The sequence below is a fragment of the Pseudomonas sp. Pseusp11 genome (genome assembly GCF_047304405.1).
GTDB lineage: Bacteria > Pseudomonadota > Gammaproteobacteria > Pseudomonadales > Pseudomonadaceae > Aquipseudomonas.
On the sequence record NZ_JBGLZF010000003.1, the window covers coordinates 1 to 25,729 of the forward strand.

Genomic DNA, 25,729 nt, shown 5'->3' on the forward strand with positions numbered 1-25,729 from the left:
TGTAAGCGCTGTGAGGCGTTGAGCTAACCAATACTAATTGCCCGTGAGGCTTGACCATATAACACCCAAGCAATTTGTTGATCCGAAAGGACACCAGATTGCGGTGTGTGAAGACGCAATGAACCGAAAGTTCGCAACCATTCACAAAAGCCGCACAAACTATCGCATACCCAATTTGCTGAAGCGTCGAAAGACGGTTCGGTACCCGAATTTCTTGACGACCATAGAGCATTGGAACCACCTGATCCCATCCCGAACTCAGAAGTGAAACGATGCATCGCCGATGGTAGTGTGGGGTTTCCCCATGTGAGAGTAGGTCATCGTCAAGATTAAATTCCGAAACCCCTATCTGCGTACGCAGGTAGGGGTTTTGTTTTGCCCGCAGGAAAGTTCGTACAGCCTGAATCATGGCTATATCTTTTTTATCGAATATCGCAGTATATGAAAATATATAGCGAGAATTCGTATAAAAGGAATGATCGATGACAACGGCCCTGAGCGGTAAAGAAGCAGTAGGCGAGCGTTACACGCTGGAAACGATGCGCCATGCGCAGCAGATGACCTGGAAGGCCATCGAACAGATTGCCCGGGTTGTTTCTCCCGGCATGCGCGAGTCCGAAGCCCAGTCACTGGGTAAACAGGTTCTGTCGGAACTTGGCATGGATCGCATCTGGCACCCACTGCTGATCCGCTTTGGAGCCAATACACTCAAGACGTTCAAACAGCGCTCCGATGGCGATCCTGTGTTGGGGGACGAAGACATTTTCTTCGTCGACATGGGCGCGGTCTGGCAAGGGCATGAAGGTGATGCAGGGGCGACTTTCACCACCGGTTCCGACCCGGAAATGATCGCCTGTGCCGCGGCCTCCCGGGAGCTTTTCAATCGGGTCGAAGGCTTTTGGCGCAGCGAGCGGGTTTCCGGCATGGAGCTGTACAGCTATGCGGCCGACCAGGCGCAAGCCATGGGATGGAAGCTCAATCTGGACATCAAAGGCCACAGAGTCAGCGATTTCCCTCATGCGATTCACCGTGGTGGCGACCTCGGGGATCTAGACCAATACCCGACGACCGGCCTATGGATTCTGGAAATCCAGATCGCCCACCCTGAGCGCCCTTTCGGAGCGTTCTACGAAGACTTGCTTATCTGATCAAGGAAACCTCATGCCAAACCAAACAGAGCAACCGGTTCTGCTGTTCTCCTACGGTACTTTGCAGGACCGGGCCGTTCAGCTGTCCACCTTCGGGCGCGAGTTGAAAGGGCGCCTGGACAGCCTGCCAGGTTACAAGCAGAACCTGGTCGAGATAACCGATCCGGCAGTGTTGGCCGCTAGTGGGAAAACCCATCATCCGATCGTGCAGGAGAGTGGCGACCTGTCGGACGAGATCGCCGGCACTGTTTTCGAGATCACGGCCCAAGAGCTGGTCGCGGCCGACGAATACGAGGTGGCGGACTACAAACGTGTCAGGGTGACCCTCAAGTCCGGCATCAGTGCCTGGGTCTACGTGCGAGCCTGACTTCTGGAAGTTTCACGCCGACGGGCAAGGATTCTCGCCGGCGATGATCATGCAGGCCCAGGCTGAAGTTCAGCAATCGCCTGGGGGGATACTCATTTGCTGGGGAGGAGGATTACTGACCACACTACCAAAGTGATCGCTGCCGCCAACAGACTACACGTCCCGGCAATCAAATGACGGAAGGCGGGGTGTTCAGACTGCTTGAGTCTGGCAATCACCAAGAGCCATGTGCCGACGAAGGCGCCCATAACCGCCATCAACGTATAGAGTACGTATAAAACGATCCGTGCTGAGGAGGCTTCTCCGGGGGCAAGCCATCTATTGAACAGAACCAGCACCGCTATCCCGACAATAAAGCTACCCACGGCACCTGCCAGGTTGGCGAGCCATAGATTCACAGCTCCGCGGTTCTTCACCACCCAAATCCACATCCCCACTGTCGCAGCGAGGAACACCAATACGCCAATTAGCAGCATTCAATCCTTTTCCTTGTTCGCAATAACCCTGAAACCGCCATTGGTCATCTTTGATGAGATGAAGCGATGGCAACACGATATCAAACCGATGGGGTTATGCCGAAGGATGTTGCTGACTGATGTGGATTTTGGCTGCGTTTGGCTCCGTCACTCATTGAATATAGGGTCGACGTTAAAAACGCTGGAACGCTCCCTTGGCCTGTCTCAACAGGCCAAGGGATCTGTAAACCTAAGCCTCCCAGCCCGCCCCACTGACCGCTGCCTGCGCCAGCGGGTGCAAGTCTGCCCCCTGATGCGCCGTCTGCCAGGCCAGCAACTCCTTGCGCATGCCGGGTGTCCAGTACATCTGCAGATGATTGCGCACGCCGAGCACGGCCTGTTGCTGATCCGGTTCGCTGGCAAAGTATTGGGCGATCTGGTTGACCATTTTGATCAGGTTTTCCGTACTCATCGGCGTACCTCGGCTTTTGTCCCGGCGCTACGTTCATGGCGACGTTCGTTGAGCAGGCGTTGTTGTTCGTCGCTGAATGCCTGATAGCGTTTTTGCCACTCGGAAGGGTGATAGACGCGGCTGACCTCCACGGCGGTGACCTTGTACTCCGGACAGTTGGTAGCCCAGTCGGAGTTGTCGGTGGTGATCACGTTGGCACCCGACTCAGGGAAGTGGAAGGTGGTGTACACCACGCCTGGGGCAACCCGTTCGGTGACTCGTGCCCGCAGTACGGTCTGGCCGGCGCGGCTGCCGATGCCGACCCAGTCACCTTCGTTGATGCCACGGCTCTCGGCGTCGGTCGGGTGGATTTCCAGGCGGTCCTCATCGTGCCAAGCGACGTTTTCAGTACGCCGGGTCTGGGCGCCGACGTTGTACTGGCTGAGGATGCGCCCGGTGGTCAGTAGCAGCGGATAGCGACTGTTGACCTTCTCTTCGGTGGGCACGTAGCCGGTGAGCATGAAGCGCCCCTTGCCACGCACGAATTCCTCGATGTGCATGGTTGGCGTGCCGTCTGGTGCCTCGGCGTTGCATGGCCATTGCAGGCTGCCATGGCGTTCCAGTGAGGCGTAGCTGACGTTGGTGAACGTCGGCGTCAGGCTGGCGATTTCATCCATGATTTCCGACGGATGCTTGTAGTTCATCGGATAGCCCAGGGCGTTAGCCAGAGCCACGGTGCCTTCCCAGTCGGCCTTGCCGCCCAGAGGCTCCATGACCTTGCGTACCCGGGAGATGCGCCGTTCGGCGTTGGTGAAGGTGCCGTCTTTTTCCAGGAACGAGGCGCCCGGCAGGAACACATGAGCGAACTTGGCGGTTTCGTTGAGGAAAATGTCCTGCACCACGATGCATTCCATGGCCGACAGCGCCGCGGTGACGTGTTGGGTGTTGGGGTCGCTCTGGGCGATGTCTTCGCCCTGGCAGTACAGGCCCTTGAAGCTGCCGGCCAGTGCAGACTCGAACATGTTGGGAATGCGCAGGCCCGGATCGGGTTGCAGGGTGACGTTCCAGGCCTGTTCGAACTGCGTCCGTACCACCTCGTTGGAGACGTGACGGTAACCGGGCAGTTCGTGGGGGAAGGAGCCCATGTCGCAGGAGCCCTGAACGTTGTTCTGCCCACGTAACGGGTTCACGCCCACACCTTCGCGACCGATGTTGCCGGTGGCCATGGCCAGGTTGGCAATGCCCATGACCGCGGTACTGCCCTGGCTGTGCTCGGTGACGCCCAGGCCGTAGTAGATCGCCGCGTTACCGCCGGTGGCATACAAGCGTGCAGCGGCACGGATGTCGGCAGGTTCTACGCCGCAGACAGGGCCAAGGGCTTCCGGCGAGTTTTCGGCTCGGCTGACGAACTCTTTCCAGTGGGCGAAATCGTTGCCCTCGCAACGAGCGTCGATAAAGGCCTGGTTGAGCAAGCCTTCGGTGACGATGACGTGGGCCAGGGCGTTGAGCATGGCGACGTTGGTGCCCGGACGCAGGGCCAGGTGCAGTTCGGCGCGGGCATGCACCGTGTCCACCAGGTCAATACGGCGTGGGTCGATGACGATCAGTCGCGCGCCTTCACGCAGACGGCGCTTGAGCTGGGAGGCGAACACCGGGTGAGCGTCGCTGGGGTTGGCACCCATCACCAGGATCACGTCAGCCTGCATCACCGAGTCGAAACTCTGTGTGCCGGCGGACTCGCCCAGGGTTTGTTTCAGGCCATAGCCGGTCGGCGAGTGGCAGACCCGCGCACAGGTGTCGACGTTGTTGTTGCCGAACGCGGCGCGCACCAGTTTTTGCACCAGGTAGGTTTCTTCGTTGGTGCAACGGCTGGAGGTGATGCCACCAATGGAATCGCGGCCGTATTTTTGCTGCAACCGGCGGAATTCGCTGGCGGCGTAAGTCACCGCTTCATCCCAGCTGACTTCCTGCCAAGGGTCGTTAATGGACTTGCGGATCATCGGCTTGGTGATGCGATCCGGGTGAGTCGCGTAGCCCCAGGCAAAGCGCCCCTTGACGCAGGAGTGGCCGTGGTTGGCTTGGCCGTTCTTGTCCGGAACCATGCGCACCAGCTGGTCGCCTTTCATCTCGGCGCGGAACGAACAGCCCACGCCGCAATAGGCGCAGGTGGTGATCACACTGTGTTCGGGTTGACCCAGTTCGACCACACTTTTTTCCATCAGCGTCGCGGTCGGGCAGGCTTGCACACAGGCGCCGCAGGACACGCATTCCGAGTCGAGGAAGTCCTCGCCACCGGCGGCCGCGACCCGGGATTCGAACCCGCGCCCGGTAATGGTCAGGGCAAACGTACCCTGGGTTTCTTCGCAGGCGCGCACGCAGCGGTTGCAGACGATGCACTTGCTCGGGTCGTAGTCGAAGTACGGGTTGGACGTGTCCTTCACGTCGTCCAGATGGTTCTCGCCCTCATAGCCGTAACGCACTTCCCGCAGGCCGACCTGGCCGGCGACGGTTTGCAGCTCGCAGTTGCCGTTGGCCGAGCAGGTCAGGCAATCCAGCGGGTGATCGGAGATGTACAGCTCCATGACGTTGCGGCGCAGGGTCGCGAGCTTCGGCGTCTGGGTGTGCACGGTCATGCCTTCGCTGACCGGCGTGGTGCAGGATGCGGGGTAGCCGCGCATGCCGTCGATCTCCACCAGACACATGCGGCAGGAGCCAAAGGCTTCCAGGCTGTCGGTGGCGCACAGTTTTGGAATCGTGGTGCCGAGCAACGCGGCGGCGCGCATCACCGAGGTGCCTTCGGGCACGCTGATGTTTTGGCCGTCGATGTTCAGGGTGACTTGCACCTGGCTTTCGCGGGCCGGGGTACCCAGATCCATATCGGTTTTCGGGTCGAATACAGTGATCATTGCTCGGCCTCCGAGGCTTGCAGACCGAAGTCGGCGGGGAAGTGCTTGAGGGCGCTGACGACCGGATAGGAGGTCATGCCACCCAACGCGCACAGCGAACCGTATTGCATTGTGTCGCACAGGTCCTTGAGGATGATCGCCTGCTCATCGCGACCGTTCTGGTCAGGCGCAGCGAGCAGGCGGTCGATCACCTCAACGCCCCGGGTCGAGCCGATACGGCACGGCGTGCATTTGCCACAGGATTCTTCGGCGCAGAACTGCATGGCGAAGCGCGCCATGTGGGCCATGTCCAAGCTGTCGTCAGCCACCACCACACCACCGTGACCGAGCATCGCGCCGATGGCGGCGAAGGCTTCGTAATCCAGCGGCGTGTCGAATTGCGACGGCGGCACCCAGGCGCCGAGAGGGCCGCCAACCTGCGCGGCCTTCAACGGCCGGCCACTGGCGGTCCCGCCGCCGTAGTCTTCCACCAGTTCGCGCAGGGTCAGGCCAAAGGCCCGTTCCACCAAGCCGCCGTGACGAATATTGCCCGCCAGCTGGAAGGGCATGGTGCCCAGGGAACGGCCCATGCCGTAATCGCGATAGAACTGCGCGCCCTTGGCCATAATCATTGGCACCGAGGCCAGCGTCAGCACGTTGTGCACCAGGGTCGGCAGGCCGAACAGGCCCTGCAAGGCCGGGATCGGCGGCTTGGCGCGGACGATCCCGCGCTTGCCTTCGAGGGAGTCCAGCAGCGCGGTTTCCTCACCGCAGATGTAAGCGCCGGCACCGACACGCACTTCCATGTCGAAGGCCAGTCCGCTGCCACCGACATTGGCGCCGAGGTAACCGGCGGCCCGGGCGATGTCCAGCGCCTCGCGCAGGGTGGCCACGGCCTGTGGATATTCCGAGCGCACATAGATGTAGCCGTAGCTGGCGCCGACGGTGATGCCGGCAATGGCCATGCCTTCGATCAGCAGGAAGGGGTCGCCTTCCATCAGCATACGGTCGGCGAAGGTGCCGGAGTCGCCTTCGTCGGCGTTGCACACAATGTATTTCTGCGTCGCTTGGGTAGCGCGCACGGTGCGCCATTTGATCCCGGCCGGGAAAGCCGCGCCGCCACGGCCACGCAGGCCCGAATCGAATACTGCAGTCGCGGTCTGCTCGCCGCCCAGAGCGATGGCCTGGGTCAAGCCCTCGAAACCGCCATGAGCCCGGTAATCCTCCAACGACAGCGGCCGGGTAATGCCGGCGCGGGCGAACAGCAAGCGTTGTTGGCTCTTCAGATAAGGCAACTCCTCCACCAGCCCCAAGGCCAGCGGATGAGCGGACAGCTCGCCTTGCAGCGCATCGAGCACGGACGGCACATCGGCAGCGGTCAGCGGGCCGAAGCCGATACGACCTTGCGGGCTGTCCATTTCCAGCAGAGGTTCCAGCCAGTACAGGCCGCGCGAGCTGGTGCGTTGCAAGTCCAACGACAGACCGCGCTCCCGGGCCTGAGTGACCAGGGCCACGGCCACCTCATCGGCGCCTACGGCACGGGCAAGAGAATCACAGGGCAGATAAAGCGTCGGCATCATGCGTCCTCCTGGCAAGCGTTGAGCAGGGCATCCAGGCGTTCGGCAGTGAGCCGCGCATGCACCTGACCATCCAGCTCCAGGGCAGGCGAGCAGGCGCAGGCGCCGAGGCAATATACCGGGCGCAGACTGATGTTGCCGTCGGCACTGCTGCCGTGGTCGTCCAGTTGCAGGCGGTCGCGCAATTGCGCCGCGAGCTGCTCGGCACCGCGGCTCTGGCAGGACTCGGCCCGGCACAGACGCAGGATATGCCGGGCCGGAGGCGCGGTACGGAAGTCATGGTAGAAGCTGATCACCCCGCGAACCTCGGCCTGACTCAGGTTGAGGGCGTGGGCAATCTCGGGAACGGCGGCATCGGGAATGTAACCGATACCCTCCTGAATTTCATGAAGGATCGGCAACAATGCGCCGGGCAAACCCTTGTGGCGCTCCAGCAGGCTGTTGACCATAGGCAGGTGCAACATCTCATCAGACATACAGCATTCCTCACGGTCACGGACAAACCAGGCGGTTGTCGGTCGTCCGAAAGTGTCGGCTGCGGCGTTCACGCCACGTCACGGTTTCGTGGCATTTTCAGACCGTTGGCCAGGGCACCCTGAGTGGGCATCTTGTTGTGCCCGGCGCGGTCTTTGCCGCACCTCTTCAGGCATATCACGCAGCTTGCCACGCCGCCTTTGAATCATCCGCACCAAAGCGACGTGTTCGGTTCTGCCTACGACTATCCATTAAGTCTAGATGAGCGGGGCGTGGGGCGTTCACGCACTGGCTCAATGCTTTGAGGGCTTGTCGATGGAGGATGTATAGCAAGCATTACGGGTGAGAAACAGCATCAGATCTGTGGGTGATTTCAGGGAGCAGATGCGTCGATTTATTGCGCTGTAAACCAAAGGCCCTATAAACATTCACGCTGGATAAAAAGCCCCGCTTTGATCTGATCAACTAAAAGCCCCGAAAGCTCGGGGCTAACAATCCCTGTCAGACAACCGCAACCCCTGTAGGAGCGAAGCTTGCTCGCGAAAGCGCCAGCTCAGCCAACATCAATACTGATGCCCGGCCACCATCCCAAGCAGCTCACTCCCACAGGCGTCATACCAGTCACCCACCGGCATCAAAACCATCCCGCCATTCTCCAGCCACTACCCTTCAGATGTCGCCGCCCGCTCAGGTGCTGGTGCAGAATCCCGATCCCGCGCAAGCACCTTCACCGCATCATCAACCACCGCCTTACTCATCGCCGTCAAATAATGCGCGGTCCAGGCATGGCGGTCGGTATCTCTGGCGTAGGCGGCATCTTCGGTCAGCTTCTTGGCGAGAAACAGAAAATCAGAAGCCATGGCTAGTGCATCGCCGAGGGGGACGCCGTGAGAGACGTGGAAGAGGGGTTGATCGGAGCAGTAGATGGCGGGGGTTAGGCCGATGGTTTTGAGGTCTGATTGATCGGTCATTGGCCACCTCCGATGACGGAGAGGCGGTGGGGAAGGGGGGTACGCGATTGGAAATTGCGTAGAGTGGAAAGCCAAATTTTGTACGGATTCATGCTGCGCATTATCAGACTCCTTGATATGGGGAGCCGCCACGTTCGTTTCCACACGAATGGGTGACAGCTGTGCGCAGGGTGGAAAACCGGGAATCAAGGAAACCGGCACGCCCGAAGACGTCCCACGCACAGCCGCCATAACTCACGCCGCAGACACAAAAAAAGCGCCGGCAGACGTGATGGGGGCGCTGTTGCGCCTTGAATTACACGGGTTTCCACACCCGGTCGCTGAATTGGCAGCGACGGTGGGAGGGTATCCTGCGGACCACTTCCCTGCAACCTTTGAACGCTCCTAGTTCAAACTCTGCGGCTGAAAATTGGGGGGGGCAGATTGCGATCTATAATCGGTTTCTTGTATATGATTATGATTTTAAAAGATTTTATTTTTATAGCGAAATAACAGATGATTCCGTATTGCCATCCATTACAAAGAAAGGGTATTTTGCTCTGGCGTAAGCGTACCGCTTATTTGCGGCAATCGAAATTAGACATCTGCTGATTAGCTCGGATGTTCGAGCATTCAACGTTCAGGCGTTGAACAGAAGGGGAGACGGCCTAGGCAGTCTCCGACCCCCGCGTCCCGCTGGAGTGCTTCACGGTGGGCCAACTATGAGAAAGATGGTAGTTCTCAGCGGATGGTTTCGATGAAAGCAACATCTTTCTCTTGACCCTTTGTATTGGGTTGGTTTGGCCCACATTTATTCCTATGGATAGGATATGGAACTATCAAATCCAATAAAAGTTTCTCCCAGATCTATAGCCACGAAAGAAAGTTTGTGTTCAATTTTGCGTATAGAATTGGCACTCCTTGATGAGGTGTTGGGTCTTTCTGACGATCAGCGATATACAAAAATTGAAACTGTGAAAAAAGCTGGTGGAGAGTCACGTCCGATTTATAATCCTCACCACCTTCTTCGTCGTGTGCAGAAAAAAATTAACGATACTATTTTCTCTAATTATTATGTGATTAGGTGGCCGGCCCACTTGTATGGGTCTATCCCGAATCAAAAAGACGCGGCTGGGAAAAAGTTAAGTAAGGATTATGTTTCGTGTGCTGCAAGGCATTGTGGTGCTAAAAGTCTTTTGAAAATAGACGTTTCTAGTTTTTTTGATAATATTCATCAGGATATTGTTTATAGTATTTTTTATGACTTTCTAAAATATACCGATGAGGTGTCTAGGATCTTGGCAGATATTTGCTGTTATAGATCCCACTTGGTGCAAGGGGCTTTAACATCTAGTTATATTGCGTCCTTGTGTTTGTACGACGTAGAGGGGGCTGTTGTCGAGCGTTTACGGAGAAAAAGCTTGGTCTACACCAGGCTCGTTGATGATATAACTATTTCTTCACAAGCCTTAGCTACGGATTTTTCATATGCCCTAAAAATCGTAAGCGATATGCTCGTAGGTAAGGATCTGCCGATTAATGAGCGTAAAACAAAAGTATATCGTACCTCAACTGAGCCGCTAACTGTGCATGGTTTAAGAGTTTGCTTTTCAACCCCTAGGCTTCCGGCTGACGAGGTTGGTCGTATTAGAGCTGCTGTTCAGAATGTCGAGTCTTTGGCTCGAGAGCCTAACTATCGAGTAACTCATTTATATAGGCATGATTTCAATAGGTGCATGGGAAGAGTCAATAAGCTGCTTCGTGTGGGTCATGGACAGCATAAAAAACTTCTGGCGCGCTTAAATCAGGTGAAGCCACTGCCTTCAAGGCGCGATGTAAATCGTGCAAAGGATATGGTGGCAAGGCTGGAAAGGGATCACGGCTCTAAGAATGCAACTCATTGGTATCGAGGGCGGTATTATCGCGTTTTGGAACGCCTGATTGTTTTGGGTCGAACCTATCAGAAGACAACTATTATTTTGAGAGCGAAATTGAAAAGGCTGCGACCTGATGAAAGTGGACGCTAGAGGTTTTTGGGGAGGGCTAAATCCTTCATTGAAACGACTGGTTTTTTTGTTGATTTCAATAGGGGGTATTGGTTTTGCGCTTTCGATATGCTTATTTGTTTTGGTTGGAGTCGCTGGTGGGGTCTTCTCTTTGCCGTTCTGCTTCAGGGACGATTGCTTCATTTTGTTTTTTTCGAAAATTAGCTCAGCTGTTTATCTTACGAAGTTAACAGTGGATTTGATTGTTTTTGTTGCTACGATCGGTGGCATTGTTGTGGCGTTGCTAAGTTATTTGTCTAGTATGGCATCATCGCGTTTCGCTAACCATATCTCTCATTTGACACTGTTTCAGGCTTTTTTTGTTGAAGAGGTAAAGAAGCGGGATGCTCTTGTATTGTCCTCGTTTGATATTCATAAGTTGTATTCTATGATTTATGAGGGGTCGAGAAGCGGAGTTATGACAGTTTCCTCTTCGTACATATCGTTTGTTGGTTCTTTGAACTCCGTGATCGCGGCTTCAAATCTTAAGGCTACTAAAGCTTATGGTGGCGCATTTATCTATCAAGAGCATCAGGCGCGGATGATTGCAGTTCTGAAGCAGTTGGGATTTTCTTTGCAGCATATGCCAAAGAAAGATTTTTATGAAATCGAGACTCAGGTTTTATCTTTGTTGGACAGCGTTAATGGCTCGTTTTGCGGCTCTTTGGATGAGTTGGTTGTTCATGTTAGGATTTATAGGTAGAAGAAGTTTTTTTGGGGGGGGCGTTTTTCTTGTTGGGGGAAAAGGTGAACGATTTATTTTCGATGGGCGACCCGTGCAAGCTGTAACTTGAAAGGTGATGTTGTTATATTTTTGTGCGCTACGACGGTTTTTGCTTGGAGGCTGTATGGATGAGTTATCGAAACCGAAGAAAGCTAAAATTAATTCCAGGTGGCTGAGATCGCCGCGCATAAAAGCCTATGTCATGGCAAGGCACGGCTCAGAGTGTTCCTTTCCTGGGTGCGGGATACAACTTTATCATGGAGATCAATTTTTTTTCGGGCAGATAGCTTCAATTGTGTCAGCCGTTAAGCATGGGCCTAGGTACTCACCGAACTCCGCGGCTGTAAGTGATACCCCAGATAATTACATTCTTCTATGTCCAAATCATCACGCAATAATAGATAGAAAGCCAGATATCTATACGGCGGAGTGGCTCCGTGAGGCTCGAGCTGAGCACCTTAATAAGATGCTGCGTGCGCTATCAATAGCGGGCCAGCCTAGTGTTGTCATGGATGAGAGGGAAACAATTTCCCTGGCTGAGGCAGTCAAAGTCTGGGTTGATAATAAAACCAATGCTGCCGAAGAGTTTTGGCAGGTGTTGTTTCAGAAATGCCCTGCTGTACTGGGGCAATTGTTTCCTAGAAGCATGTTTCAGCTTGGTAGTAAGTGCTATGTGGGTGGGAAATCGCTGAATAATAAATCTGGCAATTTGGTGGATTTTGTTTATTCGAGTCCTTTGACTAGTAATGCTGTTCTGATGGAGATTAAGACGCCAGTAACAAAGCTTTTGGGTAGGCTCTATCGAGGGAACGCATATTCAATAAGCGACGAGTTGTCAGGTAGTTGTGTTCAAGTGCTCAATTACAAAGAGCAGTTCTTGAAGGAGTACCATAATCTAAGCGCAAATAGTACTGATCAAGCCTTTAGTGCCTTTAATCCGAAATGTGTGATTGTGATTGGAAATATCTCTACAGAAATCGTAAATCCAACTCAAATGAAATCATTTGAGTTGTTCAGGTCGAGCGTCTCAGGTGTGGAGATCGTCACCTATGACGAATTGTTCGAAAAGGTTCAATCCATACTGGAAATACTTGGCGCGGAATCTTGATTTTTTTATGGGAACTGATGAGGGGGCAGAATTTGTAAACGAGATTTCTGTTAAACCGACAACAGCCGATCTTCGAACTGGATACTGAACGATTCAACGAAAAAGGAGACGGATTTATTATTGGAAAAGGCGTGGCGACCAATGTCAGCCCGGCTATCGGGCGCTCCCGCTTTTTAGGTCGCCCGCCTTCATTCATTGAATGTCTTTCAGATAATCCTTGAGCGCGATGAGCGGACCATCAAGCTGCCCCATCGTCTGAATACCGGCAAATTCACCCGCCAACCTCTGCAACTCCCGCCCCAACGGCTTATCCACACCACCGATGGCTTCCAGCGCCAATCCCACACACTCATCCACTTTCAACTGAATCGTCTCGACATCCCCCCGCCGCACCAGCAGCTCAAACACATCCCGCTGGTAATCACCCATGACCAGATCATCACGCAAAATCGGACTTGAATCTTCCGTCTCGTAAGCCAGTTTCAGGGAGAAGAGGGCGACGCTTTCCAGCTGCAATTCCATGAGGGAATCCTTGTGAAATGTTCTACCGGTGCGGGACGTGCGTAAGAGAAGCAAGATCAAAAGATCGCAGCCTTCGGCAGCTCCTACACAACAGCGGTGCGGGCAATGACTTTTCTACAGGCGAAAAAAAAGGCCTTGCAAAGCAAGACCTTTCTTAATTTTGGTGCCCCGAGGGAGACTCGAACTCCCACTCCTTTCGAAAACGGATTTTGAATCCGCCGCGTCTACCAATTCCGCCATCAGGGCTCAATGGCGGCGAAGTATAGAGAGGTGAATACCGCTGGTCAATCAGGTACATGGAGAATTTTTGATATTTCCGCTAGACTTCCCGGCCCTGCTAGACGAACCCCATCATGCGCGTTGCTGACTTTACCTTCGAGCTCCCTGATTCGCTGATTGCTCGCCATCCTTTGGCCGAGCGTCGCGGTAGTCGCCTGTTGACCCTGGATGGGGTCAGCGGCGCCCTGGCACACCGTCAATTCACTGATTTGCTTGAGCATTTGCGCCCAGGCGATTTGATGGTGTTCAACAATACCCGGGTGATTCCGGCGCGGCTGTTTGGCCAGAAAGCTTCCGGCGGCAAGCTGGAAATTCTGGTGGAGCGGGTGCTCGACAGTCATCGCGTGCTGGCCCATGTGCGTTCCAGCAAATCGCCCAAGCCCGGCTCGAAGATTTTGATCGACGGCGGTGGCGAGGCCGAGATGTTGGCGCGTCACGATGCGTTGTTCGAACTGGGGTTTGCCGAAGAGGTGTTGCCGCTGCTCGACCGCGTCGGGCACATGCCGTTGCCTCCTTATATAGACCGCCCGGATGAAGGCTCGGACCGCGAGCGTTATCAGACGGTGTACGCCCAGCGCCTGGGCGCGGTGGCGGCGCCGACGGCGGGGCTGCATTTTGATCAGCCGCTGATGGAGGCGATTGCCGCCAAGGGCATCGAGACCGCATTCGTGACCTTGCACGTCGGCGCTGGCACTTTTCAGCCGGTGCGCGTGGAGAAGATCGAAGATCACCACATGCACAGCGAATGGCTGGAAGTCGGCCAGGATGTGGTCGATGCCGTTGCGGCCTGCCGCGCTCGCGGCGGTCGTGTGGTGGCCGTGGGGACCACCAGCGTGCGTTCCCTGGAAAGCGCTGCGCGCGATGGCGTGCTCAAGCCGTTCAGTGGCGACACCGATATCTTTATCTACCCGGGCCGGCCGTTTCATGTGGTCGATGCCCTGGTTACCAACTTCCACTTGCCCGAATCCACGCTGTTGATGCTGGTTTCGGCGTTCGCCGGTTATCCCGAGACCATGGCCGCCTATAAAGCCGCCGTCGACAACGAATACCGCTTTTTCAGCTACGGTGATGCGATGTTTATCACCCGTAATCCCGCACCACGTGGCCCTGAGGACAAAGAATGAGTCGCCAAAGTCGTATGTCGTTTGAGTTGCTTGCTACTGACGGCAAGGCGCGTCGTGGTCGCCTGACCTTCCCACGCGGTACCGTCGAGACCCCGGCCTTCATGCCGGTGGGCACGTACGGCACGGTCAAGGGCATGCTGCCGCGGGATATCGTCGCCACCGGCGCGGAAATCATTCTGGGCAACACTTTCCACTTGTGGTTGCGTCCTGGCACCGAAGTGATCAAGAAGCACGGCGACCTGCACGATTTCATGCAGTGGAAAGGCCCGATTCTGACCGACTCCGGCGGTTTCCAGGTGTTCAGCCTGGGCGCCATGCGCAAGATCAAGGAGGAGGGCGTGACCTTCGCCTCTCCGGTCGACGGCGCCAAAGTGTTCATGGGGCCGGAAGAGTCGATGCAGGTCCAGCGTGACCTGGGCTCTGATATTGTGATGATCTTCGACGAATGCACTCCGTACCCGGCCGACGAAGACGTCGCTCGCGTATCGATGGAGCTGTCGTTGCGCTGGGCTCAGCGTTCGAAGAATGCCCATGGCGACAACACCGCCGCATTGTTCGGCATCGTCCAGGGCGGCATGCATCAGGATTTGCGCATGCGCTCCCTGGAAGGCCTCGACAAGATCGGCTTCGACGGTCTGGCCATCGGCGGTCTGTCGGTGGGCGAGCCCAAGCACGAGATGATCAAGGTGCTCGATTACCTGCCGGGCCAGATGCCGGCTGACAAACCTCGTTACCTTATGGGCGTTGGCAAACCGGAAGATCTGGTTGAGGGTGTGCGCCGCGGTGTGGACATGTTCGATTGCGTGATGCCAACCCGTAATGCCCGCAACGGGCATCTGTTCATTGATACAGGCGTGCTGAAGATCCGTAACGCGTTCCATCGCCATGATGATTCGCCGCTGGATCCGACCTGCGATTGCTACACCTGCCAGAACTTCTCCCGTGCTTATCTGCACCATCTGGACAAGTGCGGCGAAATGCTGGGTAGCATGTTGAATACCATCCACAATTTGCGCCATTACCAGGTGCTTATGGCTGGTTTGCGCGAGGCTATTCAACAGGGTACATTGGCCGCCTTTGTCGATGCCTTCTACGCCAAACGCGGGTTACCCGTTCCGCCTTTGGACTGAGTTTTCTGACCCCAAGATTCAACATTTGCAACTGGAGTGCTAAATGAGCTTTTTTATCTCTAATGCCATGGCTGACGCTGCTGCACCTGCGGCAGGCCCGATGGGCGGCGGCTTTGAGTGGATTTTCCTGGTCGGTTTCCTGGTCATCTTCTACCTGATGATCTGGCGTCCACAGGCCAAGCGCGCCAAAGAGCAGAAGAACCTGCTGAGCAGCCTGCAAAAAGGTGACGAAGTTGTGACCACCGGTGGTATCGCCGGCAAAATCACCAAAGTGTCCGACGACTTCGTGGTTCTGGAAGTTTCCGACACCGTTGAAATGAAGTTCCAGAAAGGCGCCATCGCCGCCACGCTGCCAAAAGGCACGCTCAAAGCGATCTAAGTTTCAACTTCTACTCAATCGACGGGGCGCGCAAGGCGCCCCGCGTCATAAGCGGGCGGCGTGATGCTGAACAAATACCCTCTGTGGAAATACATTCTGATCCTGGCGGTGCTGGCGGTCGGTCTGATTTATTCCGCTCCCAATCTATATCCTGATGACCCGGCCATTCAGGTCAGCGGTGCAAGCACTGCGCTGCAAGTCAATCAGGCTGATCTGGACCGTGTGAGCACCGCGCTCAAGGAATCCGGGATCAACGTCAAGGCGGCCACGCTGGCGGCAAACGGCAAGGGCGGTCTGATTCGCCTGGTCAAGGCTGAAGACCAGTTGCCAGCCAAAGACGTCGTGCGCAAGGCATTGGGCGATGACTACGTCGTTGCACTGAACCTGGCGCAAACCACCCCGCAATGGCTGCGCAGCCTGGGCGCGCACCCGATGAAGCTGGGTCTGGACTTGTCCGGTGGTGTGCACTTCCTGCTGGAAGTGGACATGGACAAAGCCCTCGACGCACGCCTGAAAGTCTACGAAGGCGACGTCAAGAGCCTGTTGCGTAAAGAGAAACTGCGCTATCGCAGCCTGCCGCAACTGGGCGGAGCCATTCAGCTGGGCTTCACTGATGAAGACTCCCGCGAACAGGCCCGTGCGCTGATCCGCAAGAACTTCAACGATTTCGACATTGTTCCGGCCGACCTCAATGGCCAACCGGTACTGCGTCTGGCGATGACCCCGGCCAAGCTGGCGGAAATCCGTGAATACTCCATCAAGCAGAACTTGACCACGGTACGTAACCGCGTCAACGAGCTGGGTGTTGCCGAACCTATCGTTCAGCGCCAGGGCGCCAACCGCATCGTGGTTGAGCTGCCGGGCGTGCAAGACACCGCAGAAGCCAAGCGTATCCTCGGCAAGACGGCCAACCTGGAGTTCCGTCTGGCCGCTGAGCCTGGCGCTTCGAAAGCCACTTCCGAGGAATTTGAGTTCCGTGAAGGCAAGCGTCCTCCGGCTCTGATCGAGCGTGGCCTGATCATCACCGGCGACCAGGTGACTGACGCCAAGGCGGGCTTCGGCGAGCACGGTACGCCAGAAGTGAACATCCGTCTGGATGGCCACGGTGGCGAGCTGATGAGTCGTGCGACTCGCAGCAACGTCGGCCGCAGCATGGCGGTGATCTTCATCGAACAGCGTCCGGTCACCACTTACGTCAAGCAAGTGGTCAACGGCGTCGAGAAAGACGTGCCGGTCCAGACGTTCAAGGAAGAGAAGAAGATCATCAGCCTGGCGACCATCCAGTCGCCGCTGGGTGCCCAGTTCCGCATCACTGGCCTGAACGGCCAGGGCGAATCGTCCGAGCTGGCGCTGTTGCTGCGTGCCGGTGGTCTGGCGGCTCCGATGTACTTCGCAGAAGAGCGCACCATTGGCCCAAGCCTGGGTGCCGACAACATCACCAAAGGTATCGATGCATCGTTGTGGGGCATGCTGTTTGTCTCGCTGTTCATCATGGCCATCTACCGCTTCTTCGGCCTCATCGCCACTGTCGCGCTGGCAGTGAACATGGTGATGCTGCTGGCCTTGATGTCGCTGCTGGGTGCAACGCTGACCCTGCCGGGTATCGCCGGTATCGTATTGACCATGGGTATGGCGGTCGACGCCAACGTACTGATCTTCTCGCGGATACGCGAAGAGATCGCGGCCGGCATGACCATTCAACGGGCAATCAACGAAGGCTTCGGCCGGGCATTCACCGCGATTCTCGACGCCAACCTGACAACCTTGTTGGTGGGCGGGATTCTCTTTGCCATGGGCACCGGCCCGGTCAAGGGTTTCGCCGTGACCATGTCCCTCGGGATCTTTACCTCGATGTTCACGGCCATCATGGTGACCCGCGCGATGGTCAACCTGATCTTCGGCGGTCGTGACTTCAAGAAGTTGTGGATTTAAGGGGCTGCCATGTTACGTACAATCAACTTCATGGGCGTTCGCAACTTTGCGTTCGGCGTCACATTGTTCCTTACCGCGCTGGCAATGTTCAGTGTCTTTCATAAGGGCATGAACTGGGGCCTGGACTTCACCGGCGGTACGCTCATCGAGCTGACCTACGAGCGTCCGGCCGATGTCACCAAGGTGCGTGAGCAACTGGCTACAGCCGGTTATCACGAAGCCATCGTGCAGAACTTCGGTGCGACTACCGATCTTCTGGTGCGCATGCCTGGCGAAGACCCGCAACTGGGTCATCAGGTGGCTGAAGCGCTGCAGAAAGTCGGCGGCGACAACCCGGCTCAGGTCAAGCGTGTCGAGTTCGTCGGCCCGCAGGTGGGTGAAGAACTGCGCGACCAGGGCGGCCTCGGCATGCTGATGGCGCTGGGCGGCATCCTGATCTACCTGGCTTTCCGCTTTCAGTGGAAGTTTGCGGTCGGTGCGATCGTGTCCTTGATCCACGACGTGATCGTGACCATCGGTATCCTGTCGTTCTTCCAGATCACCTTCGACCTGACGGTGCTGGCGGCGGTGCTGGCGATCATCGGTTACTCGCTCAACGACACCATCGTGGTATTCGACCGGGTTCGTGAGAACTTCCGCGTCCTGCGCAAGGCCAGCCTGATCGAGAACATCAACATCTCGACCACGCAAACCCTGCTGCGGACCATGGCGACGTCGATCTCCACCTTGCTGGCGATCGCGGCCCTGTTGTTCTTCGGTGGCGACAACCTGTTCGGTTTCTCCATTGCCCTGTTCATCGGTGTTCTGGCAGGTACTTACTCCTCGATCTACATCGCGAACGTGGTGCTGATCTGGCTGAACCTGAACAGCGAAGACCTGATTCCTGTGGCAACGAGCGAGAAGGAAGTCGACGACCGTCCATAACGGTTATCTTTTTCCTGCTGCAAGCCGAGAAGGCGCGAGTGTTGAACTCGCGCCTTTTTTTATGCTCCAAGGCTGGGAGAAGCGCGGGTTTGTCCCGTCTGTTATAGCCAGGAGGTTCATGTGAACAAGTCGTTGCTGGTTGGTGCGGTATTGGGTGCTGTCGGTGTGACTGCCGGTGGTGCTGTTGCCACCTACAAACTGGTTAAAAGCGGCCCTGAGTATGCACAAGTGCTGGCCGTTGAACCGGTCAAGACACAAATCAAGACTCCACGTGAAGTGTGCAAGGACGTTACGGTGACCCGGCAAGCGCCGGTGAAAGACCAACACCAGATCGCCGGTACGGTGGTCGGCGCCTTGGCTGGCGGCCTGTTGGGCAACCAGATCGGCGGCGGTACAGGCAAGAAAATCGCCACAGTGGCCGGTGCGGTCGGCGGCGGTTATGCGGGGAACAAGGTGCAGGAAGGCATGCAGGAGCGTGACACCTACACCACGACTCAGACTCGCTGTAACACGGTCAATGACATCAGCGACAAGGTCGTAGGCTACGACGTTCGTTATTCGCTGGACGGCAAGGAAGGCAAGGTGCGAATGGATCGCGATCCAGGCAACCAGATTCCGGTCGACAAGGAAGGCAGGCTGATCCTGGGGCAGAACGAACCGGCCAAATAGTGAGCTGATCGTCCCACACAAAAAGAAGCATCCCGCAAGGGATGCTTTTTTTGTGCCCGAATTTCATGTGTCACCTTCAACGTGTTATGCAAGACTCTTCATTTTTGCGGCCTTTTGCCCGCCAGTCCTGAGCCCCCATGCCTGCCATCGATCATCCCCTGATAGACCAGTTCCTCGACGCCCTGTGGCTGGAGAAAGGCCTTTCCGATAACACCCGCGATGCCTATCGCAGCGACCTGGCCTTGTTTAACGGCTGGTTGCAGGAGAAGGGCCTGGAGCTGATCAACGCCGGGCGCGAGTTGATCCTCGATCACCTGGCCTGGCGCCTGGAGCAAAACTACAAACCCCGTTCTACGGCGCGATTTCTCTCCGGCGTGCGTGGTTTCTATCGCTATTTGTTGCGGGAAAAGCTGATTGCCGTGGATCCGACCCTGCGCGTGGATATGCCGCAGCTGGGTAGGCCATTGCCCAAATCCTTGTCGGAAGCCGATGTGGAAGCCTTGCTGGCCGCGCCGGACCTGAGCGAGGCCATCGGTCAGCGTGATCGCGCCATGCTTGAGGTGCTTTACGCGTGTGGCTTGCGGGTGACGGAGCTGATCAGCCTGACGCTGGAGCAGGTCAACCTGCGCCAAGGTGTGCTGCGGGTGATGGGCAAGGGCAGCAAGGAACGGCTGGTGCCGATGGGCGAGGAGGCGATTGTCTGGGTCGAGCGCTACATGCGCGATGCCCGTGGCGAGCTGCTGGGCGGGCGTCCCAGCGATGTGCTGTTCCCCAGCCTGCGCGGTGAGCAAATGACCCGCCAGACCTTCTGGCATCGCATCAAGCACCAGGCCAAGGTCGCCGGGATCGGCAAATCGCTGTCGCCGCATACCTTGCGTCATGCCTTCGCCACGCACCTGCTCAACCACGGCGCCGACCTTCGGGTGGTGCAAATGTTGCTCGGCCACAGCGATCTCTCCACCACCCAGATCTATACTCACGTCGCCCGCGCGCGCTTGCAGGACCTGCATGCCAAGCATCACCCCAGAGGCTAGCGCAAACCCTGTGGCGAGGGAGCTTGCTCCCGCTGGGTTGCGCAGCAACCCCAAAACCAGGCTGCATTTATTCAGGAAATGCCCAACCAGCCTATTTGCGACTGCTACGCAGCCGAGCGGGAGCAAGCTCCCTCGCCACGGAATTATGGCCAGTCATGCATCGCGGGGTGTCTCGCGTCAGCCGCATTCGGCCACAGGGGCCTTATGTGGTAGGCTTTGCCGGTTTGCACGATGGGCGGTTATGACCCGGTGTTTCGGCACGGGCGTTCTGATCGTCCCATTTGTCCGCCTTCAGGAGTTCTCATGCGTCTGACCCAGATTTTCGCCGCTGCAGCCATTGCGTTGGTCAGCACCTTTGCCGTCGCCGATGACGCGGCCGACAAAGCCATTCGTAAAAGCCTGGAAAACCTCCAGCTCGACGTGCCGGTCGAAACCATCACCGCCAGCCCGCTGCCAGGTCTGTACGAAGTCAAGCTCAAGGGCAGCCGCGTGCTTTACGCCAGCGCCGACGGCCAATACGTCGTTCAGGGCTACCTGTTCCAGCTCAAGGACGGTAAACCGGTCAACCTGACCGAGAAGACCGAACGCCTGGGCATTGCCAAACTGATCAACGGCATTCCAGTGGCTGAAACCGTGGTCTACCCGGCCATCGGCGAAACCAAGTCGCACATCACCGTGTTCACCGACACCACTTGCCCGTATTGCCACAAGCTGCACGCCGAAGTGCCTGAGCTGAACAAGCGCGGCATCGAAGTGCGTTATGTTGCGTTCCCGCGCCAGGGCCTGGGCTCGCCGGGTGACGAGCAACTGCAAGCCGTGTGGTGCTCGAAAGACAAGAAAGCCGCCATGGACAAAATGGTCGATGGCAAGGAAATCAAGGCCGCCAAGTGCGATAACCCGGTGTCCAAGCAGTTTGCCCTCGGTCAGTCGATTGGCGTGAACGGTACACCGGCCATCGTTTTGGCTGACGGTCAGGTCATTCCGGGCTACCAGCCTGCGCCACAAGTCGCCAAACTGGCACTGGGCGCGAAGTAAATTCGCATCGTCACGGCCAGCCTTTGACGAGCGTGGTCCGGCGGCAGCATTTGCCGGGCCATCAATAGAGAGCCGCGAACCTGCGGCTGTTTTCACGGCCGGCCTTGAGTCGGCCGTTTTATGGGGAGTTCACAGTGAAACCGGTCAAAGTAGGCATCTGTGGGTTAGGGACCGTCGGTGGCGGTACCTTCAACGTACTTCAGCGCAACGCCGAGGAAATTGCTCGTCGTGCCGGGCGTGGAATCGAAGTGGCTCAAATTGCCATGCGCACGCCAAAGCCTCAGTTCCAGACGACCGGTATTGCGATTACCAACGATGTCTTCGAAGTGGCCACGAACCCTGAGATCGACATCGTCATAGAGCTGATGGGCGGCTATACCGTTGCCCGCGAGCTGGTACTCAAGGCCATCGAGAATGGCAAGCATGTGGTCACCGCGAACAAGGCACTGATTGCCGTTCACGGTAATGAAATTTTCGCCAAGGCTCGCGAGAAGGGCGTGATCGTTGCGTTCGAAGCGGCCGTGGCCGGCGGCATTCCGGTGATCAAGGCGATCCGTGAAGGCCTGTCCGCCAACCGTATCAACTGGGTCGCCGGCATCATCAACGGCACCGGTAACTTCATCCTTACCGAAATGCGTGAAAAAGGCCGGACTTTCGAAGACGTGCTGGCCGAAGCGCAAGCCCTGGGTTATGCCGAAGCCGACCCGACGTTCGACGTCGAAGGCATCGACGCAGCCCACAAGCTGACGATCCTGGCGTCCATCGCATTCGGCATTCCGCTGCAATTCGACAAGGCCTACACCGAAGGCATCACCAAGCTGACCACCGCTGACGTGAACTACGCCGAAGCGCTGGGCTATCGCATCAAGCACCTGGGCGTGGCGCGCAGCACCGCGGCTGGTATCGAGTTGCGCGTGCACCCGACGCTGATCCCGGCCGATCGCCTGATCGCCAACGTCAACGGCGTGATGAACGCGGTGATGGTCAACGGTGACGCTGCCGGTTCGACCCTGTTCTACGGCGCTGGCGCCGGCATGGAACCGACCGCTTCGTCGGTAATTGCCGACCTGGTGGACGTGGTTCGCGCCATGACCTCCGACCCGGAAAACCGTGTACCGCACCTGGCCTTCCAGCCGGATTCGCTGTCGGCCCACCCGATCCTGCCGATCGAAGCCTGCGAAAGCGCTTACTACCTGCGCATTCAGGCCAAGGACCATCCAGGCGTGTTAGCCCAGGTGGCGAGCATCCTGTCGGAGCGCGGCATCAACATCGAATCGATCATGCAGAAGGAAGTCGAGGAACACGACGGCCTGGTGCCGATGATCCTGCTGACCCATCGCGTGCTGGAACAGCACATCAACGATGCGATCGCTGCCCTGGAAGCCCTGGCGGGCGTGGTCGGTCCGGTTGTACGGATCCGCGTCGAGCACCTGAACTAAGCCGTTATCGTTCACCGGGCCCGCGTGCGGGCCCGGGTTTGCGAACACTGTCTATTGGAGCCAGTCATGCGTTATATCAGTACCCGCGGCCAGGCACCGGCCCTGAATTTCGAAGACGTCCTGCTGGCCGGTCTAGCCACCGACGGCGGTCTGTACGTCCCGGAAAACCTGCCACGTTTCACTCAGGAAGAAATCGCTTCCTGGGCCGGCCTGCCGTATCACGAGCTGGCCTTCCGGGTGATGCGCCCGTTCGTCACCGGCAGCATTCCGGATGCCGACTTCAAAAAAATTCTTGAAGAAACATACGGCGTATTTTCCCACAACGCCGTGGCACCGTTGCGTCAACTGAACGGTAACGAATGGGTGTTGGAGTTGTTCCACGGCCCGACCCTGGCGTTCAAGGACTTCGCTCTGCAACTGCTCGGTCGCCTGCTCGACTACGTGCTGGAAAAACGCGGTGAGCGCGTGGTGATCGTCGGTGCTACCTCTGGCGACACCGGTTCGGCGGCCATCGAAGGCTGCAAGCACTGCGAAAACGTCGACATCTTCATCCTGCACCCGCACAACCGTGTGTCCGAAGTGCAGCGTCGCCAGATGACCACTATCTTCGGCGAGAACATCCATAACATCGCCATCGAAGGCAACTTCGATGACTGCCAGGAAATGGTCAAGGCGAGCTTCGCCGACCAGAGCTTCCTCAAGGGCACACGCCTGGTAGCGGTGAACTCGATCAACTGGGCGCGGATCATGGCCCAGATCGTTTACTACTTCCACGCAGCCCTGCAGTTGGGCGGCCCGGCGCGTTCGGTGTCGTTCTCGGTGCCGACCGGCAACTTCGGCGATATCTTCGCCGGTTACCTGGCGCGCAACATGGGTCTGCCGATCAATCAGTTGATCGTCGCCACCAACCGCAACGACATCCTGCACCGCTTCATGAGCGGCAATCAGTACGTCAAGGAAACCCTGCACGCCACGCTGTCGCCGTCCATGGACATCATGGTCTCGTCGAACTTCGAACGCCTGCTGTTCGACCTGCACGGTCGCAACGGCGCGGCGATTGCCGGTTTGATGGACACCTTCAAGCAGGGTGGTGGTTTCAGCGTCGAACAGGAGCGCTGGACCGAAGCACGCAAACTGTTCGATTCGCTGGCCGTGGACGACGCCCAAACCTGCGAAACCATTGCCGAAGTCTTCGAGCAGACCGGCGAGCTGCTGGACCCGCACACCGCCATCGGCGTGAAGGCCGCGCGCGAATGCCGTCGCAGCCTGGATATCCCGATGGTGATCCTGGGCACGGCTCATCCGGTCAAATTCCCGGACGCGGTGGAAAAAGCTGGTGTAGGAAAAGCGCTCGAACTACCTGCACATCTTTCTGATTTGTTTGAGCGAGATGAGCGTTGCACCGTGTTGCCGAATGATCTGAAAGCTGTGCAGGCCTTTGTCAGCCAGCATGGCAACCGCGGCAAGCCACTGTAACCGGTAAAAGCTGTCACATTTTGAAGCCCGTCTCCTGACGGGCTTTCTCATTTCTGCATGCCACACTTGTCGGGTTTCGTAAATGAAGAGCCGCCCATGAAGGGCGGGCGAGACGATCACCAAGGAAGTGGCAATGCTGTTTTTTAGAGGGTTTAAACCAGCCGCGTGCTGGATATTGTTGGTCGGCGCCATGAGCGTTGCTCAATGGGGGCTGGCGGCGCAATTGGCGGCTTATGAGCCCCGGGGGGCGGTCGGCGTGGCCGCTATCGGGCTAGACGCTCAGGAGCTGCAATGGATTGCGGAACATCCGACGGTCATCGTCGCCTCGGCGCAGTACCCGTTGTACCTGTTCAAGGATGAGCATGGACAGTGGAACGGTTTGAACAACGATGTGCTCAACCGCATCAGCGCCATGACAGGGCTGAGGTTTCTCCATAAAGAGACGTTTTCCACCGACCAATTGCTGGAGCGTCTGGAAAACGGCACAGCAGATATGAGCACCACATTGGCAATGAGCGAGGAGCGCAAGGAGTTTCTGGATTTCAGTCATGCGTTCGGTGGTGCAGGCTGGGTGTTCGTCGGGCGAGTGGGGGCGCCAGCGGTGCAATCCATGCAGCAGCTGTCGAAAAGAGTACTGGTGCTGCCAGCCCGGCATGCGCTGGAGGCCACCATTCGTCGCGACTACCCGGCCATCGAGCTGCGTTCGGTCAAAACCTACGCCGAGGCCAGGGCGCTGGTCGAAAGCGGCGAAGCCTACGCCACCATCGAAAACGAAACCGGGGCGCAGCTCTATCCGTCCGGGCAGCTCAAGGTGGGCTCTACGGTAGAGGGTAAATGGGAGGCCGATCATCTGGCGGTACGCAAAGGACAGACGCAATTGTTGAGCATCCTCAACAAGGCGCTCGAAGCGTTTCCGCCTGCCGAGTTACGCGCCATTCGCTTGAAGTGGCTCGATGGCATTGTTCCTGTACAGACGCCTTCGACCTGGCAGCGAATAACCGAATGGGGCTGTTGGGGCATTTTTTTCGCCAGTGTTTTTGTGCTGCTATCCCTGTTGTGGAACCGACGACTCACGATGTTGATCCAGCAACGTCGGGACGCCGAAAAAGACCTCAATGACCAGCTCGCCTTCCAGCACGCCTTGATAGACGCCATGCCCGATCCAATGTTCGTGCGTGATCTGGAAGGGCGTTTGATCATGTGCAACAAAAGTTATGAGGAGAGTTTGTCGACCCGTTTCGACCATATTCAGGGGCGCCGACTGATCGAACTCGATGTCTTGCCCAAAGAAACCGCCGAGCAACTGCACGCCGAGTTCATGGCCCAGCTCGGCACGCGCAAGACCCGCTTCAGCGAACGTCAGTTGATGTTCAAGGACGGCGTCAGGGACATCTATCAGTGGACGGTGCCGTTTTACAGCGCGGACGGTCAATTGCGAGGACTGCTGGGTGGATGGACCGATCTGGCCAAGCGGACAAGGCAGGCGTGAAGCGCGATGCCTGAAGCGGCTGTTTTTTTACTGTCATCTTTTCCGGGCATGCTTTATCCACCAGAGGCGCCGGTGCGCCTGCCGTTGGAATCCAGAACTTTCTTCTCGGGCCT

The 25,729-nt window shown here is 57.2% G+C and carries 23 protein-coding genes, 1 tRNA gene and 1 rRNA gene; 17 read left to right on the plus strand and 8 right to left on the minus strand.

Annotated elements, in window-relative coordinates:
* Nucleotides 1-213: 213 nt before the first annotated feature.
* The 3 genes from rrf (at nt 214) to ACCC96_RS02825 (ending at nt 1,515) form a co-directional block, all read left to right on the plus strand.
* Nucleotides 214-329, plus strand: a 5S ribosomal RNA gene (rrf, locus tag ACCC96_RS02815).
* 153 nt (nt 330-482) lie between these two features.
* Nucleotides 483-1,148 (plus strand): M24 family metallopeptidase, encoded by a 666-nt coding sequence (locus ACCC96_RS02820; protein WP_413694950.1) that lies wholly within the window; start codon nt 483-485, stop codon nt 1,146-1,148.
* 13 nt (nt 1,149-1,161) lie between these two features.
* The gene (locus ACCC96_RS02825; RefSeq protein ID WP_413694951.1) at nt 1,162-1,515 is read left to right on the plus strand and encodes a gamma-glutamylcyclotransferase family protein; all 354 of its coding nucleotides are present in this window, start codon (nt 1,162-1,164) and stop codon (nt 1,513-1,515) included.
* Nucleotides 1,516-1,607: 92 nt separating this feature from the next.
* Here the strand turns inward: ACCC96_RS02825 and ACCC96_RS02830 are convergent, their stop codons facing one another.
* The 6 genes from ACCC96_RS02830 to ACCC96_RS02855 form a co-directional block, all read right to left on the minus strand.
* Nucleotides 1,608-1,991, minus strand: a complete 384-nt coding sequence (locus tag ACCC96_RS02830; RefSeq protein WP_018926722.1) for a hypothetical protein — start codon at nt 1,989-1,991, stop codon at nt 1,608-1,610.
* Between the two features lie 229 nt (nt 1,992-2,220).
* Nucleotides 2,221-2,442 carry a formate dehydrogenase subunit delta gene (locus ACCC96_RS02835; RefSeq protein WP_019581641.1) on the minus strand — a complete coding sequence of 74 codons (222 nt, stop codon included), beginning with the start codon at nt 2,440-2,442 and terminating at the stop codon, nt 2,221-2,223.
* Nucleotides 2,439-5,327 carry a formate dehydrogenase subunit alpha gene (fdhF, locus tag ACCC96_RS02840; protein ID WP_413694952.1) on the minus strand — a complete coding sequence of 963 codons (2,889 nt, stop codon included), beginning with the start codon at nt 5,325-5,327 and terminating at the stop codon, nt 2,439-2,441. Before fdhF ends, ACCC96_RS02835 begins: the two co-directional genes overlap by 4 nt.
* Nucleotides 5,324-6,886, minus strand: a complete 1,563-nt coding sequence (locus tag ACCC96_RS02845) for a formate dehydrogenase beta subunit (RefSeq protein WP_413694953.1) — start codon at nt 6,884-6,886, stop codon at nt 5,324-5,326. The genes fdhF and ACCC96_RS02845 overlap by 4 nt, the downstream gene beginning before the upstream one ends.
* Complete coding sequence (locus ACCC96_RS02850) at nt 6,883-7,359, minus strand: formate dehydrogenase subunit gamma (RefSeq protein WP_018926718.1); 477 nt, start codon at nt 7,357-7,359, stop codon at nt 6,883-6,885. Before ACCC96_RS02850 ends, ACCC96_RS02845 begins: the two co-directional genes overlap by 4 nt.
* A gap of 660 nt (nt 7,360-8,019) precedes the next feature.
* Nucleotides 8,020-8,328, minus strand: coding sequence for a DUF3077 domain-containing protein (locus tag ACCC96_RS02855; protein ID WP_413694954.1), 309 nt, complete (start codon nt 8,326-8,328; stop codon nt 8,020-8,022).
* An 809-nt stretch (nt 8,329-9,137) separates the two neighbouring features.
* Between ACCC96_RS02855 and ACCC96_RS02860 the strand changes: the two genes are divergently transcribed.
* The 3 genes from ACCC96_RS02860 to ACCC96_RS02870 all read left to right on the plus strand — a co-directional run bounded on the left by ACCC96_RS02860 (nt 9,138) and on the right by ACCC96_RS02870 (nt 12,184).
* Nucleotides 9,138-10,334 (plus strand): reverse transcriptase family protein, encoded by a 1,197-nt coding sequence (locus ACCC96_RS02860; RefSeq protein WP_413694955.1) that lies wholly within the window; start codon nt 9,138-9,140, stop codon nt 10,332-10,334.
* Nucleotides 10,318-11,055: a retron Ec48 family effector membrane protein gene (locus ACCC96_RS02865; RefSeq protein WP_413694956.1), complete on the plus strand. Its 738-nt coding sequence runs from the start codon at nt 10,318-10,320 to the stop codon at nt 11,053-11,055. The genes ACCC96_RS02860 and ACCC96_RS02865 overlap by 17 nt, the downstream gene beginning before the upstream one ends.
* Before the next feature lie 145 nt (nt 11,056-11,200).
* Nucleotides 11,201-12,184, plus strand: coding sequence for a Shedu anti-phage system protein SduA domain-containing protein (locus tag ACCC96_RS02870; protein WP_413694957.1), 984 nt, complete (start codon nt 11,201-11,203; stop codon nt 12,182-12,184).
* Nucleotides 12,185-12,376: 192 nt separating this feature from the next.
* Here ACCC96_RS02870 and ACCC96_RS02875 read toward each other — a convergent pair whose 3' ends face one another.
* Nucleotides 12,377-12,706 carry a hypothetical protein gene (locus ACCC96_RS02875; RefSeq protein WP_413694958.1) on the minus strand — a complete coding sequence of 110 codons (330 nt, stop codon included), beginning with the start codon at nt 12,704-12,706 and terminating at the stop codon, nt 12,377-12,379.
* Nucleotides 12,707-12,867: 161 nt separating this feature from the next.
* Nucleotides 12,868-12,952: transfer RNA gene (locus tag ACCC96_RS02880), tRNA-Leu, on the minus strand.
* A gap of 107 nt (nt 12,953-13,059) precedes the next feature.
* Here ACCC96_RS02880 and queA point away from each other — a divergent pair.
* The 11 genes from queA to ACCC96_RS02935 all read left to right on the plus strand — a co-directional run bounded on the left by queA (nt 13,060) and on the right by ACCC96_RS02935 (nt 25,616).
* The gene (queA, locus tag ACCC96_RS02885; RefSeq protein WP_019651853.1) at nt 13,060-14,109 is read left to right on the plus strand and encodes a tRNA preQ1(34) S-adenosylmethionine ribosyltransferase-isomerase QueA; all 1,050 of its coding nucleotides are present in this window, start codon (nt 13,060-13,062) and stop codon (nt 14,107-14,109) included.
* A gap of 14 nt (nt 14,110-14,123) precedes the next feature.
* Nucleotides 14,124-15,239, plus strand: a complete 1,116-nt coding sequence (gene tgt, locus ACCC96_RS02890) for a tRNA guanosine(34) transglycosylase Tgt (RefSeq protein WP_019651852.1) — start codon at nt 14,124-14,126, stop codon at nt 15,237-15,239.
* A gap of 43 nt (nt 15,240-15,282) precedes the next feature.
* Nucleotides 15,283-15,618: a preprotein translocase subunit YajC gene (gene yajC, locus ACCC96_RS02895; protein ID WP_007934009.1), complete on the plus strand. Its 336-nt coding sequence runs from the start codon at nt 15,283-15,285 to the stop codon at nt 15,616-15,618.
* Between the two features lie 63 nt (nt 15,619-15,681).
* Nucleotides 15,682-17,550, plus strand: coding sequence for a protein translocase subunit SecD (secD, locus tag ACCC96_RS02900; RefSeq protein ID WP_019581634.1), 1,869 nt, complete (start codon nt 15,682-15,684; stop codon nt 17,548-17,550).
* A gap of 9 nt (nt 17,551-17,559) precedes the next feature.
* Nucleotides 17,560-18,474, plus strand: a complete 915-nt coding sequence (gene secF / locus ACCC96_RS02905; RefSeq protein WP_019651851.1) for a protein translocase subunit SecF — start codon at nt 17,560-17,562, stop codon at nt 18,472-18,474.
* Nucleotides 18,475-18,594: 120 nt separating this feature from the next.
* On the plus strand, nt 18,595-19,143 hold the full coding sequence (locus ACCC96_RS02910; protein WP_019651850.1) for a glycine zipper 2TM domain-containing protein: 549 nt from the start codon (nt 18,595-18,597) through the stop codon (nt 19,141-19,143).
* A 137-nt stretch (nt 19,144-19,280) separates the two neighbouring features.
* Nucleotides 19,281-20,177 carry a site-specific tyrosine recombinase XerD gene (xerD, locus tag ACCC96_RS02915; protein ID WP_019651849.1) on the plus strand — a complete coding sequence of 299 codons (897 nt, stop codon included), beginning with the start codon at nt 19,281-19,283 and terminating at the stop codon, nt 20,175-20,177.
* Nucleotides 20,178-20,480: 303 nt separating this feature from the next.
* Nucleotides 20,481-21,212, plus strand: coding sequence for a DsbC family protein (locus ACCC96_RS02920; RefSeq protein WP_205887318.1), 732 nt, complete (start codon nt 20,481-20,483; stop codon nt 21,210-21,212).
* A gap of 134 nt (nt 21,213-21,346) precedes the next feature.
* Nucleotides 21,347-22,651 (plus strand): homoserine dehydrogenase, encoded by a 1,305-nt coding sequence (locus tag ACCC96_RS02925; protein ID WP_018926703.1) that lies wholly within the window; start codon nt 21,347-21,349, stop codon nt 22,649-22,651.
* Between the two features lie 66 nt (nt 22,652-22,717).
* Nucleotides 22,718-24,127, plus strand: a complete 1,410-nt coding sequence (thrC, locus tag ACCC96_RS02930; RefSeq protein ID WP_007897604.1) for a threonine synthase — start codon at nt 22,718-22,720, stop codon at nt 24,125-24,127.
* Between the two features lie 133 nt (nt 24,128-24,260).
* On the plus strand, nt 24,261-25,616 hold the full coding sequence (locus ACCC96_RS02935) for a transporter substrate-binding domain-containing protein (RefSeq protein ID WP_413694959.1): 1,356 nt from the start codon (nt 24,261-24,263) through the stop codon (nt 25,614-25,616).
* The last annotated feature ends 113 nt before the right edge of the window (nt 25,617-25,729 follow it).